Genomic DNA, 12,284 nt, shown 5'->3' with positions numbered 1-12,284 from the left:
AACTATTCAAATACGGTTAATACATCTTGTTGAATATTTTTCACTAGTCTATCAGCTTCATCAGAACTCCAGTCAATGTTCTGTAGTGGATTCCTTTTATGCATATCGTCAACTCTTTCAAATATGAAATTTTTTATCTGACTGAATAGATTACTACAATCACTTTCACTCTTATTTTTTATTAAATTTTCATAGAACCACTTTGATAAAAGCTCATTGATGTAATATCCAAAATATTTTACTATTACATCTTCCAAAGTATTTGTGGTAAAAGTCTCCTGTAATAAAGTTTGCACTTCATCAATGGTTTCAGCTTTCCCCATCAGTTCTTCTATTAATAATCTTGTAGCTTCTTTTGCCGCATTATCATCAATTGAAGTTGCATTACCTGAACAGTACTCAATCAAATGATTAATTACATCGCCAACCGTTTTATTATCAATATTTGCTAAACCGGTAGATTCAAGCGTTTCTCTAATATTATTACCCGAACTGATAAACTTTGAAAAGACTCCTCCGATTTTCTTCGCGGTTCTAATACTGCTTCGTCCTCCTGCTTTTGAACCGCCCCGCCCTCCTGTTGATGCTCCGCCCAATGTTGAAACAAAATGCCCCAGAATGTTCTGTAGCTTCTGAGCTGGAAGAACAGAAGAATCACAATTTGAGGTAAGCGAAGAACTAAGCGTACCCCAATTCGGAACCATTGAGTGTTTTACATCAGAAAATGATTTAGATGTTCCCATTTTTATTTTTTTAGATTAAATGCTTTACTCGCTTTCGATTTACCATCTTTGAAATATTCCTTCAGGAAATCTCCAATTTCGGGTTCTGATTTAAAATCTGCTAATCTTGTCGCAACCGCAGGTTCTATATCCGATATACTTATTATTTTAAGAGTTTCCATATAGTGATAAATTGTATTTTCTATTTTATCTTCTGTCATTGCATTAAAAATGTCATACAACCTCTTTTGCTGAGGATTCCTTTTTAAATTTGAAGATAGAAGATTGAAAAACGCGTCTTTTTCAATATCACTAAAAGGTTGAAATTTTGCGGTTAATAGAGATTTTGTAACTGTTGCCGTCATATTATCGGGTAATAACTCATTAAATAATTCTCTTACCATTGGTGGAACCATACTGGTTGCAGTAATAGAATTTTCTAATTTATCACGGGCGATCCAATAGTAATCTCGCAAATCAACCCCTGATAATAGAGGCTCAATCTGAAACCATTTTATAATTTTAGGTTTACTCCATTCTTTGAAATCTGATTCTTTTATTTCTGCAATAACGTCTTCAATTCCTTTCTCTATAGTACTCCCCAAAAACTGGACAACTGCGTAAATGTTTAAATTAGCAGTTGAAAATGAAAAAGGAACGTAGAAAATTCAGTTCAGGCTTTAAGACGAAGGTAGCCATAGAAGCCATTAAAGAGCAACAGAGCATCCAGGAACTGGCGGCGAAATATGAGTTACATCCCACGCAGATCAACAGCTGGAAACGTGAATTTCTGGCCAATGCCGAACAGGTGTTCGCCAGTGAAAAGAGAGAAGAGAAAGATGATTCGAAAGAGAAAGAACTCTATTCCAAGATCGGTGAGTTACAGATCCAGGTGGATTTCTTAAAAAAAGTATTGGGGAAATGAGCATGGAAGCGAAACGCAAACTGGTTTCCCCGTCCGAAAAAAAGATCAGCGTTTCGGAGCAGTGCAAACTTATCGGCCTTCCGCGCAGTAATTATTACTACAGACCCAAAGGGGAATCGCTGTTCAACCAGAGAATAATGAGGCTGATAGATCGGAAATTCCTTGACTGTCCCTTCTATGGAGTGGAACGGATGACATCCTACCTGAAATATGACTTGGGTCATCCAGTGGGGGAAAAGCGGGTAAGACGTCTTTACCACATGATGAACCTGAGAGCTATCTGTCCGAAAAAGAACCTGAGCAAGGCAAATAAAGCGGATTACAAATATCCCTATCTGCTCAGGGGACTGAAAATCGAACGTGCAAATCAGGTATGGCAGGCCGATATCACCTATATCCCCATGTTCCGTGGCTTTATGTACCTGTTTGCCATTATTGATGTGTACAGCAGGAAGATTGTTGGCTGGTCTGTGGGCAATACCATGAACGTGGAATGGTGCAGGGATGTGTTATTGGAAGCCATAGGGACTTATGGTGTGCCTGAAATATTCAATACCGATCAGGGCTCTCAATTCACTTCTCCCGTATTCACCAAAGCGCTAAAGGATCATCATATCGAGATCTCAATGGATGGTAAGGGCCGTGCACTGGATAACATATTTATTGAAAGGTTCTGGGGATCAATCAAAAGGGAGAAAATCTATATCAATCCCCCTAATGGAGGGGTTGATCTCTACCGACAGGTCAGAGATTATATCGCCTTTTATAATTCTGAGCGACGGCACAAATCTATCGGTAGGGTTACACCTGATGAAAAATATGCAGATAAAGTGAAAAATGTATCTTAATTTAGTGAAATAGTTGTCCAACCAATGGGGAGTATCATACTCTTTACATATGGATTCTATCTCTGTTATTTCTTTTGGTACCCCATCTTGAATTATTTGCCATTCAAACAACTTCTTGAATAACTTAGGTTCAGAATATTCAAGTATCATCATTTTTGCAAGAACGGCATCATTAAAACTTTGTAACGATGCAACTTCTGCAAGTCTTTTTCTGATAGTATAAGTATTTAGAAACCGCTTGATCTGTCGGGGATTTCCATACAAACTATTAGTAATTAAAGGGACTAATGAGGGAATTGTAATTACATTGTCTTTAACTTTTCCGAATTCCTCAGGTTCTAAAATCTTTTCAAAGTTTGACAATCCAAATGCCGAATACTTATTTGTTAATCTATACTTCTTAAATTCATCAAGTACATTTTTAAACATGGTATCGCCTATCTCTTTTTTACAGATAAGCATTGATATGTAAGTTTCAACTTCAGATTCAGAAAGTCTTGGCAAGGAATAAGGAAGCTGAATTAATTTTTCTAAGTAATCAATAACAATTCGGTTGTTATCTTCTTCAATTTCTTTATTGTTTTTGTACTTATGCTCAATAGCGTATTTTACTATTCGAGGGTCTGCCCCAACGATAAATGCTGTTTTGGGTACATTTAGAAAAAGTTTAATCGCCTCAAGATTTTCAATAATTCTTTCAGGGTTACATCTATCTAAATCATCAATAATTACAACTAACCTTTTGAAATTTGTGGCTTCTAAAAGATCCGAAAAATCTTTTCTGAATTCTGCAACTGCATTTGTAGCATTTTTATCTTCTCCTTTTCCTTCTTTTACAAAGGCTTTATATATTTCCTTCCCTTCTTCCGATTGAAGTTTCTTAATTATTTTTTCTGGATTATCTCCCCATTCAGTTAGCTTCTGAATAGCAAAAGGAACTAAACTAAGACCTCCCGTAAAATATGCAGAAACAGCGGGCAAGGCAACATTTTTCATAACCATACCGGCCCCACGCATCCAATCAATAGATTTCCAAAGCTTCTTTGCTTTTTCTTTTATTGTATCCTTTAGTTCTTCGGCAATTTTTTTGTTGTCTTCCAATTCTTTAAGAATTGAATTTAACAGTGCAGCTTTAGCATCATCATACCCTTCAAAGGTCCATCCATTAAAATATATGCAGAGAGAATCCTTATCATCATCCTTATCAAACTCTTCTTTTACTATTTGCAAGATACTGGACTTCCCACTTCCCCAATCGCCAAAAACTCCTATTGTAATTGGCAAAACAGATTCATCCTTGATAATATTGATTAATAAATCTGCGTGTACTTTAAATCCTAACAGGTCCTCTGACGTTTCGTTATCTGCCCACATAATTTATACTTTATTAAAATTAAACATGTTGATTTTTACTTTTGACCTTTTTATATTATGGCTATGACAGGAATCATCTTATACTCACGACTCATCACTCAAACTTAGGTAACACGCTTGTACATCTCCTGCATTTTCTTCTCATAGCCGGCAGAGCGACCTCCAAAGAAATCTACATACCCCGCCCCTATATCGCTAAAGATATTGGTGCCGATGATAACATTGGCTGCTATTGGATCATTATATCGTGAAATCTCTCTCCCTTCGATGGAATTGGTCGTGGTTATTATCATTGCATGCTACTTTTCAATTGGGTAAGGTTAATACCCAAGCCTAATATACATTATTTATTTTGAATTAATATGTTTGTTGTTACTAGCTTTCAAGATTATTACAAACTATAAGGCTAAGGTATGGGGTTGAAAGGATGGCTGGTTACGGGAAACCGTAGTATTAAATAGTTTTGAAAGAGGATCTTCGTATTGTCTTTATAGATTGAAATGTATTTATCAGTGCCTTATATGATTAACAACGATATCAAAAACATGAAAACATATTTTATTTTAGCAGCAGTATTTTTTACAGCATGCTCTTCACCATCACCTCAACCAGCAGTGCAGGAAACTCCCGTTGAGGTTATTGAAAACAGTCAGCCTACTACAGAAACAGTTCTGGACTACGCGCCAAGAAATTATACTTATAATGAAATAGCTAAATATGCTATTGCAACCTTGATGTTTCAGCAGCCCGAAAACCTAACGGTAAAAAATGAAGGCGAAATTTATATTGTCTCCTACTTTAAAGACTCACAACAGTATAATTGCAAAATAAAATTTAATCAGGATCAGATAATATGGGGTGTAGCAGATGGGCGATGGCGAGAGCATCCAATGGATGAAAAGTTATCCTATAAGGAAGCCGGAAATGAATTGCAGATCATACAGCATTTCACCGACGGCTCTAACTCAATAAAGGAGTTTCAAAAATAAATTTTGAATATGGCGCAAAGGAAATCTTACAATCCAAATACGAAATATGGTCGTCGCAAATCAAGGGAAGATGATTACCGTCGAGTGGCAATTATGACAGACGACGAAAGAAGCAAACTGGGAGCCAATACTTTTGGATGTATGCTATTATTTATCATCACAGGTGGTCTAATTGTATTTTTTCTTTTTGGCGGAGACGGACTTATGAGATGGCTTGGTGGAAAACACCCCTATTAAACAATCCATTTAAACTCTAGATAGCTTAGAGTACGGGGAACCATAGCAAATCACAAAATTTAACCACGGTATATACTTGATAAAATACTATAATGAAAAGATTTCAAATTATATTTCTGAGCATTACAATACTTTTTGCTAGCTGTCTAAATTCAGAAACAACTGAGCCTACTGAGTTGACAGACACAACTAATAATGAAACAAATATAGCGGCACCAATTAAACTAAGCGGATACACGGTATCACCGCCAACCATTTCTACAACACCGACAAAAACCTTATATAGAGCCGACATCATATTAAAGGGTGACGATGGATTAAATGATGAAAACAATAAACAACTCCTACTCCATCTATATGATTCTATAAGGAATAGTGATGCAAGCCCGAATGCAGTCAGTCTATTTCTATTTCAAACGGAAGAGCACAGTAAAAGCGGTATGGGACAATGGGTGGCAAGGCTTTCAAAGGCTAAAAACGATGATGAACCTACCGTAGCTGCACAGCATTTTAAAATTCCTTCTCCGGAAAATGCACCATCTTATCGTAAATCACTTACACTTGAAATTCGAAAAGAAATATTTAAGCTGATTATCCAGGCAGAAGACAAGTCGATGCAGCTGGCCGAAAAAAAATATCCATTGACGAGCTTTAGTAACGTAGAGAAGAATGATACTTATCAGCATCAACTGGCAAAAAAGTTCAAGGCCGAGATCCAAAGAAAATATAATGTAGACCAGAAAACACTGAAAACAATATCATTGGAAGGGTTGGAATATAATTGGCCGATGCCACAATACCTGAAAGACTGAAATAATAGGGACTGTCCCACTAAGTGTGTAAATAAAAATACGGAGTTCAGTTATGTTCTCTATAACTGGACTTTTTTTTCAAATAAAGTTAAGAACTGATGTAGGATAATACCCCAATTCTGGATAGGCATTATCCGCTTTTTAGAGCTTTCTCTCAAAGCCAAATATACTGATTCCAGTACAGCATCACGGTGGGAAATGACAGTTTATTCTTGGTGTATTTAAGGATTTTCCCATTCATGGTTGTCGATGATATTGGTCGTATTGATTCTTCGTCGGATCTCAAGTGGGAAGTCGTAAAAGACGGTCAGTTCGTCCCGGTTCTCCCGCCATGATCTGTCAAACCGACTAATTCCCCCTGAGAAAACATCAGCTTCCCGAGAAGCAGCTATTTTTAGTTGATCGTTAAATTTATCAATTTGGTATTCCTCCGTAAACATATGATCATCTTCACACATTAAAATATACTTATGATTTTTCTCCTTAACAATTTTTATTCTATGACAGAAGGATTTCCATAGGCCAAACGACCCTACTAAATCTTCGACAGCATTAACAATTGTGACATCAAATTCACTTTTTCCTTCAAATTCATTGAGTATATTTTTATAGCGATCAGAACGATGCTTTAAATTTATTATATAAGTGGGTATTTTTTCATGTGTTAAAAATATAATCAAATTCCATTATGAGATACATTTATTTGCTCAATGCGCTCTCTATCCACTTTGTAGAAGTATCTGTCAAATTCATGGGGGAGGTACTTTTTTGAGTTAAATTACCTCGCTTATCAAAAACCAAATAACTAGGAATATATTCAAACCCAAATTGTTTTAATGCACTAGCGTACTGATCTTTATAAACATAATAATGCTCCCCACCTAATATTTTTGTATATTCCTGAAACACATTGGGATCCGATGATTCATCAGTTAAATAAACAAATACTACATCATCTCGGCGTTCATATTTTTTCTTTACTTTATCCATTTCGGAAAAAGCTTGTATGCAGGGACCGCACCAAGTAGCCCAAAAGTCAATTATGATCACTTTATCTTTATATTTTTCAACAATTGACGTAACGATCATCTCATTTTTCTTATCAAATGGAAGAAAGAATACCTGTTGATCACCTTGTTGATGATTTATTTTTTTTACCTCGTTTTGAAGGAAGATATAATTAGTTAATTGTTTATTATTAAGAGCGTTATCTATATGATATTGATCTTGATGACTTAATAAATATCCATCATTTAGATGATAGATATAAGCAGCAGCTATCATCATGTCGTAAAATAGGTTATCTTTATCTTGAAAAGTTTTCCCAAACAAATGGACTAAACGACCTTTAAAATCCGAAGGGCCTACTTTGGTGATATCGGGTATCTGCAATAACGAATCTTGGTAAATTCGAACCAAAAGATCAAAGTAGCCTGAAGGCATTAGTGTAAGGGTATCTGCAAAGTTAGCAGTGATGATATCGTCATAGTAATTTTGTGTCCGCTGAGGAATTTGAGAAAAAAGAATATTAGGAATTTTAAAAGCGCTAATAATTCCGGCATAATAAGATTTAAGCATTCCATTAGGAAGACCTTTAGTTAAAGAATGCGTCATATCCGCTACAGCTTCCAATTGTTTCTTTTTAAAATCGTCTGCAGAACTAAAGACTTCTGTACTTCCTTCGCCAGCGTTAGGATACGAAAGCATATTCATAATAAGGTCCTCCTGTAGAGCGGAATTATCAAAAATCTCTTTAAAACGACCTTCAAATTGTATATTATAATTGGCCGAATCCTTCATAGATACCGTAATTACATTAGTCTCGTTGGGCAATAACATAGTTGATAGATAACGTCCATTTAATCTAAAATAAACCGCAGTCGGTCCATATGTATATTCAGATAAATAAAATGTGGAATCATTGAGTTTGATAAATACAACCGGCTTATCCTTTAATAGAGAATTGCTCATCATCGGCATTGCGATGTCAATTTCATTGAAGAGAAGTGAAGGTTTACCTTTTATTGTAAGTGATAGATATCCACTGGATAAAAAATTGGATTGTGCGTAAACGTTTAATTGTAATGAACAATAGAACAAAGTAAAATATGCAATAATTTTGACCATGATGAATTAGCTTTTATAATTGTAACCTAATTTGATTTTTGGAAATACTTATCAAAAAAGAGGTTACATGTAAAACATATAATCTCCGAAAATCAATAATTAATTAGGAACGCATCCGTATATACCCATGTAATATGTGCATGTCCCATCTCTGCCATCTCTTGTTCTACAATAGCCTCCAGTTGCAACATTTATCATTGGAAATACCAAATATGTTCTCCTTATATTTCTGTCACAACTGTTAAATAAGTATATGGCCAATCTTCCTTTTGTATAGAACATAAAAAAGGAGTTTCAAAATTAGAACAGTCATAATTACCTTTTTTCATAGCTACACTTTCAACACCGTACTCAGATAAAGTGTCTTTAACAGACAGTAATGACGGATAATTGATATGATCTTGAAGCAAGTTTTCTAGAGGTATATCTTATTCCAAATTTATTGAGCAAAGAAGTACATACAGCTAAAACATTACTTTCACGCTCTTTTCGTAAAATTGAAAATATACTCATAATTGACTTTTCTTGGCTTATAATTATCCTAAAGATAGGAAAATATTATGAAATGTATAGTGTTTTAAAAAACATATTCAGTACATTGGTCTGGCCAACAAGATATTCTGCAAATTCATTCATAAGCAAATATGTTGAACAATCTGAGAAAAAACTATCCTTCACCATTCCAAGCATTTTTTACACTCTGGTACTTTATCAAACAAAACACCGGTTAATGTATCAAAAATAAAAATATCAATTTCTTCTAACGGCTTCATATGGATCTTTAGATGGGAGTAAAAATAAGAATTTGGATAAGATCCGGGATACAAATAGATATAGAAATTATAGCTTCTGAGTTATATATTTTGTCTTTTGAGTGCTGTTTTGTAAATTCAAAAAATAGTGAGCCATATTTCATGGAAGACGAAAAGATAACCTTTAAAAATTACTATTATTGGACGCTTCGTTATGGAAAAAATTTAGTTATTATTAGATGGAAATGGTCATTTATTGCGGGATTCAAGCGAGCGTAAAGAGACCTATGGCATAAATTTCAACGACCTGCCGAACTGGCAAAAAAGAGGAATTGGAATATATTGGGAAAATGGTAAGTCAACAGGTGTTAATCCCTTATCGAATGAAACAGTTGAGGTTACCCGGAGACAATTGACCACTGATATGGAACTGCCCATGGGGGAAGCTTATAATCGCTATATTGCCCGGCTAATCCAAAAGAATGAAGACTTATGAACTAGCATATGAAAGCAATATTTGAACATGTATCAAAAAAACTATATAAATCCATTATGTTTCCAATAGATCATGAATTTGTTTTTTACGGTTTATAATCTGCCATTTCACATGTTCGCATATTTACGAACGAAGAACATTTACTTAAATATACTGACGAAAACCACGGAATAATATATGAACATAACCATTAGCCTTAGCAGAGATTTGGACGAAAATGACATACTGCAACTTTACCAAGCCAATAAATGGAGTGCTGCCGAAAAACCAGAATTACTGATGAAAGCCCTCTCAAATTCGCATTCTCTGGTTACAGCGTGGGATGGTACGACATTGGTAGGCCTAGGGAATGCCATTTCCGATGGGTATCTCGTGGTATATTATCCTCATCTACTAGTACTACCCTCCTATCAAGGGAAAGGGATTGGTCGTTTGATTATGGATAAAATGCAAGAGATTTATAAGGGTTTTCATATGCAGATGCTCACCGCCGACGGAAAGGCTATTGACTTTTATAAAAAGAACGGCTTTGAAAGAGCAGGAGAAACAGAGTCGATGTGGATCTATTCTGGTGGTGATCATTAAAATATAGGTCATTCGGTAGAGTCATGAATTAAACAAGGAGAATCATTCCCTATGCATAAAAGATCAATAACAATATGTATGATGGCCGTGGCACTATTTTCATGTACTTCGAAAAACAAAGTTCCAAGTAGTACTAAGGACATCCTCCGAACAACAAACGAATTTGACCTAACAGATACCATACCGAAAATAACCATTAAGGACACGTCGCTGGCATTCCCTCGGATATTCGAGGGAAGTTTCGTGAACAGCACAAAAGTAGCCCAATTCGGCACGGAAATAACCTTTGAGAAGATAGCTGTAGGAAACCTAAAGATATCGTCAGGCCAGATTATCGCTACTGATCCTGTTATGTTAAGCGATGCGGTAGCTTTTAGTGAGAATTTTCCGGTTGGTGAGTTTCCGGTCGAATTGGCAATGGCAAATATCAATGCCAATAACGATCGAAGGGTCGCATTTGCACGAGTAAAATTCTCCGATAAGCCCATCCGTAAATGGGAGTTTGCGTTATTACCGGGACAGGCGCCAATCCCCCTCAAATCCAAAGAAATATATGGATATGGAGTAGATGCAGGACTAGGTCTTTTCGTCGATCAAGTCGCAAAGAATAGTCTGAATACGCTGCTCGATAAAAATTGGGACAATATGTTTTCCGAAGAATTCGAGCATTATTTAAATTACAGCTTTCAGAATCAAAATGCCGTCTTTTTCTCCACGGGGTATGGAGATGGTTTTTATGCTACTTACATCGGAAGGGACAGTGAGGGTAAAATTTGTCAGCTGTTGACTGACTTTGATATTGTACTGTGGCGGAATGTTGGGGAGTACTAAAAAGAAGCCAATAATGAAACGACTCATAAGTTCACCTTTGAAAATACTAGGTTTATTGACAATCCTACTTGGATTGCTGATTGTAGTTTTCACATATGGTTACCTCATTGTTTTAGCATTGATCTTTATTGGAGTCGGATTCTTCGAGGAATTTGGATATTAAAGTTAGATCCCGCAACTGAATCTGTATAAATAATATGAAAGAAGCTCTTTTAGTATTGGATTTGGACGAGACATTGTTGTACGCAACAAAAGATAGGTTGGTACAGCATGAAGACTTTGTTGTAGGGCAGTATTATGTGTATGTCCGTCCAAATTTAGCCTATTTTTTATCAGAGATGGCTGGGGATTTTAAACTGGCCATTTGGAGCTCTGCGGATGATAAGTACGTGCAAGAACTCGTTGATAAAATAAAACCAGCCACTGTCAATTTTGAGTTTGTCTGGGGACGATCTCGCACGACAAAAAAACGGATGAGTGTGACTGATGAGTATTATTACGTTAAAAGGTTATCCAAAGTAAAACGCAAAGGCTTCTTATTGGAAAGAACGCTTATCATAGATGATACTGCCGAAAAATCAATGTTAAACTATGGCAATGCGATCCGAATACCTGAATTTACAGGGAACGCTAACGATGATGAGTTACTCCTATTGGCTTCCTATTTGAAGAAATTTAAAAATGTTGATAATGTCAGGAGAATTGACAAAAGGCGTTGGAGGGATGAAGTAAGGTCTTGAATAGCAGGCGAACATAATCCTGTTCACAGAAATGGTTTAAAAGGAGAAAACTCCCAATGCATTCTTATAGATAAGGATAAGGGTAATAGTATCAAATAATGCATGGGAAAATATTGCAGCCCAAAGATTGCCAGACTTTTTATACAAAATAGACCAATAAAGTCCGCCCATCGCTGCGGCAACAACAGCAAAGATGTCTTGTTGCAAATGATAAAGACCAAAAAGCACACTTGCTATTAGCACGCTGACAATAGGACGGTACCTTTTGAATATTCTATTCTCCAGCACATTTTGTATATAACCTCGAAATACGACCTCTTCGTAAAACCCGCCAATTATCAAAGCTGCAGCGATAGTTATCACGAGTCTTGCCAAACTACTTTTGATGTAATTGTATTCTGAATATTCTGGAACTTGAAAAAAGTATTTTATGGTAGGTATATAAACTAATTGCATAAAGGCAACCCAGACTATTGCAGTAACTGCACCTAAGAAAAATGCTTTGAAGGTTAACTTTTCTTTTAGTAGCCCTATATCTCGAAATGTCTTCTTATCTCTTCTCAGCATCAGGTAGATTGCTGTGAGACACACAATAGCATAGGAATAAAAAGGTAAAGGAACGAAATGGGGAAATACTACAAGAAATATGATAAATCCAATATTTTCAATGGCTGAAACTGTCATTCTTTCCATCACTGGTAAAATAAAATCCTTTGTTAAATTAAGTTTTGTAACAGCAGTAAAGCTTATAATAAAGTTATAGAAATTATGCTTCTTAAATTATTTTTGTATCGAAAGATACTCCGAAAACTTTTCATTCAAGATCTCACATTCTTGCTGTGGTAT

The 12,284-nt window shown here is 35.7% G+C and carries 15 protein-coding genes and 1 pseudogene; 9 read left to right on the top strand and 7 right to left on the bottom strand.

Annotation, left to right across the window (positions count from 1 at the left end; all coding sequences use genetic code 11):
• Positions 1-2 precede the first annotated feature (2 nt).
• Both FGL37_RS20810 and FGL37_RS20805 read right to left on the bottom strand, forming a co-directional pair.
• Entirely contained in the window at positions 3-743 is a 741-nt protein-coding gene (locus tag FGL37_RS20810; RefSeq protein WP_138097000.1) for a Qat anti-phage system associated protein QatB, read from the bottom strand.
• A gap of 2 nt (positions 744-745) precedes the next feature.
• Positions 746-1,327, bottom strand: coding sequence for a hypothetical protein (locus tag FGL37_RS20805; RefSeq protein WP_028071705.1), 582 nt, complete (start codon positions 1,325-1,327; stop codon positions 746-748).
• A 41-nt stretch (positions 1,328-1,368) separates the two neighbouring features.
• Here FGL37_RS20805 and FGL37_RS20800 point away from each other — a divergent pair, with 41 nt between their 5' ends.
• Both FGL37_RS20800 and FGL37_RS25850 read left to right on the top strand, forming a co-directional pair.
• Positions 1,369-1,647 (top strand): transposase, encoded by a 279-nt coding sequence (locus FGL37_RS20800; protein ID WP_028071709.1) that lies wholly within the window; start codon positions 1,369-1,371, stop codon positions 1,645-1,647.
• On the top strand, positions 1,644-2,495 hold the full coding sequence (locus FGL37_RS25850; RefSeq protein WP_028071708.1) for an IS3 family transposase: 852 nt from the start codon (positions 1,644-1,646) through the stop codon (positions 2,493-2,495). Before FGL37_RS20800 ends, FGL37_RS25850 begins: the two co-directional genes overlap by 4 nt.
• Positions 2,496-2,708: 213 nt before the next feature.
• Here FGL37_RS25850 and FGL37_RS20790 read toward each other — a convergent pair.
• Positions 2,709-3,869 (bottom strand): annotated as a pseudogene (locus FGL37_RS20790) (KAP family P-loop NTPase fold protein); the annotation flags it as partial.
• 104 nt (positions 3,870-3,973) lie between these two features.
• Entirely contained in the window at positions 3,974-4,162 is a 189-nt protein-coding gene (locus FGL37_RS20785) for a YbjQ family protein (RefSeq protein WP_037533046.1), read from the bottom strand.
• A gap of 252 nt (positions 4,163-4,414) precedes the next feature.
• On the opposite strand from FGL37_RS20785, the gene FGL37_RS20780 reads away from it, so the two are divergent.
• The 3 genes from FGL37_RS20780 to FGL37_RS20770 all read left to right on the top strand — a co-directional run bounded on the left by FGL37_RS20780 (position 4,415) and on the right by FGL37_RS20770 (position 5,907).
• Positions 4,415-4,858 carry a hypothetical protein gene (locus tag FGL37_RS20780; protein WP_138096996.1) on the top strand — a complete coding sequence of 148 codons (444 nt, stop codon included), beginning with the start codon at positions 4,415-4,417 and terminating at the stop codon, positions 4,856-4,858.
• A gap of 9 nt (positions 4,859-4,867) precedes the next feature.
• Positions 4,868-5,095: a hypothetical protein gene (locus FGL37_RS20775; protein WP_028069698.1), complete on the top strand. Its 228-nt coding sequence runs from the start codon at positions 4,868-4,870 to the stop codon at positions 5,093-5,095.
• Between the two features lie 92 nt (positions 5,096-5,187).
• Positions 5,188-5,907 carry a hypothetical protein gene (locus tag FGL37_RS20770; protein WP_028069697.1) on the top strand — a complete coding sequence of 240 codons (720 nt, stop codon included), beginning with the start codon at positions 5,188-5,190 and terminating at the stop codon, positions 5,905-5,907.
• 221 nt (positions 5,908-6,128) lie between these two features.
• Here FGL37_RS20770 and FGL37_RS25600 read toward each other — a convergent pair whose 3' ends face one another.
• Both FGL37_RS25600 and FGL37_RS20760 read right to left on the bottom strand, forming a co-directional pair.
• Complete coding sequence (locus FGL37_RS25600; RefSeq protein WP_197734492.1) at positions 6,129-6,365, bottom strand: transposase; 237 nt, start codon at positions 6,363-6,365, stop codon at positions 6,129-6,131.
• A gap of 241 nt (positions 6,366-6,606) precedes the next feature.
• Positions 6,607-8,034: a TlpA family protein disulfide reductase gene (locus tag FGL37_RS20760; protein WP_028069696.1), complete on the bottom strand. Its 1,428-nt coding sequence runs from the start codon at positions 8,032-8,034 to the stop codon at positions 6,607-6,609.
• A 1,008-nt stretch (positions 8,035-9,042) separates the two neighbouring features.
• On the opposite strand from FGL37_RS20760, the gene FGL37_RS20755 reads away from it, so the two are divergent.
• From FGL37_RS20755 to FGL37_RS20740, 4 genes are all read left to right on the top strand, one after another.
• Positions 9,043-9,282: a hypothetical protein gene (locus tag FGL37_RS20755; RefSeq protein ID WP_028069695.1), complete on the top strand. Its 240-nt coding sequence runs from the start codon at positions 9,043-9,045 to the stop codon at positions 9,280-9,282.
• A 177-nt stretch (positions 9,283-9,459) separates the two neighbouring features.
• A complete protein-coding gene (locus FGL37_RS20750; RefSeq protein WP_028069694.1) occupies positions 9,460-9,867 on the top strand; it encodes a GNAT family N-acetyltransferase in 408 nt (135 codons plus the stop codon).
• Between the two features lie 51 nt (positions 9,868-9,918).
• Positions 9,919-10,698, top strand: coding sequence for a DUF4241 domain-containing protein (locus FGL37_RS20745; protein WP_051606779.1), 780 nt, complete (start codon positions 9,919-9,921; stop codon positions 10,696-10,698).
• A 197-nt stretch (positions 10,699-10,895) separates the two neighbouring features.
• The gene (locus FGL37_RS20740) at positions 10,896-11,438 is read left to right on the top strand and encodes an HAD family hydrolase (protein ID WP_037533042.1); all 543 of its coding nucleotides are present in this window, start codon (positions 10,896-10,898) and stop codon (positions 11,436-11,438) included.
• A gap of 36 nt (positions 11,439-11,474) precedes the next feature.
• On the opposite strand, the gene FGL37_RS20735 is transcribed toward FGL37_RS20740, so the two are convergent.
• Positions 11,475-12,131, bottom strand: coding sequence for a CPBP family intramembrane glutamic endopeptidase (locus FGL37_RS20735; protein ID WP_028069691.1), 657 nt, complete (start codon positions 12,129-12,131; stop codon positions 11,475-11,477).
• Positions 12,132-12,284: the final 153 nt, after the last annotated feature.

This window comes from Sphingobacterium thalpophilum, from assembly GCF_901482695.1.
GTDB classification, from domain to species: Bacteria; Bacteroidota; Bacteroidia; order Sphingobacteriales; family Sphingobacteriaceae; genus Sphingobacterium; species Sphingobacterium thalpophilum.
This window is presented reverse-complemented; position numbering and strand designations above follow the sequence as displayed.

Excerpts from the sequence above, each read along its gene's own strand:
- FGL37_RS20740 (WP_037533042.1), top strand. The coding sequence starts at position 10,896 with ATGAAAGAAGCTCTTTTAGTATTGGATTTGGACGAGACATTGTTGTAC.
- FGL37_RS20750 (WP_028069694.1), top strand. The coding sequence starts at position 9,460 with ATGAACATAACCATTAGCCTTAGCAGAGATTTGGACGAAAATGACATA.
- FGL37_RS25850 (WP_028071708.1), top strand. The coding sequence starts at position 1,644 with ATGAGCATGGAAGCGAAACGCAAACTGGTTTCCCCGTCCGAAAAAAAG.
- FGL37_RS20770 (WP_028069697.1), top strand. The coding sequence starts at position 5,188 with ATGAAAAGATTTCAAATTATATTTCTGAGCATTACAATACTTTTTGCT.
- FGL37_RS20785 (WP_037533046.1), bottom strand. The coding sequence starts at position 4,162 with ATGATAATAACCACGACCAATTCCATCGAAGGGAGAGAGATTTCACGA.
- FGL37_RS20775 (WP_028069698.1), top strand. The coding sequence starts at position 4,868 with ATGGCGCAAAGGAAATCTTACAATCCAAATACGAAATATGGTCGTCGC.
- FGL37_RS20735 (WP_028069691.1), bottom strand. The coding sequence starts at position 12,131 with ATGGAAAGAATGACAGTTTCAGCCATTGAAAATATTGGATTTATCATA.
- FGL37_RS20745 (WP_051606779.1), top strand. The coding sequence starts at position 9,919 with ATGCATAAAAGATCAATAACAATATGTATGATGGCCGTGGCACTATTT.
- FGL37_RS20800 (WP_028071709.1), top strand. The coding sequence starts at position 1,369 with ATGAAAAAGGAACGTAGAAAATTCAGTTCAGGCTTTAAGACGAAGGTA.
- FGL37_RS20760 (WP_028069696.1), bottom strand. The coding sequence starts at position 8,034 with ATGGTCAAAATTATTGCATATTTTACTTTGTTCTATTGTTCATTACAA.
- FGL37_RS20810 (WP_138097000.1), bottom strand. The coding sequence starts at position 743 with ATGGGAACATCTAAATCATTTTCTGATGTAAAACACTCAATGGTTCCG.
- FGL37_RS25600 (WP_197734492.1), bottom strand. The coding sequence starts at position 6,365 with ATGTGTGAAGATGATCATATGTTTACGGAGGAATACCAAATTGATAAA.
- FGL37_RS20780 (WP_138096996.1), top strand. The coding sequence starts at position 4,415 with ATGAAAACATATTTTATTTTAGCAGCAGTATTTTTTACAGCATGCTCT.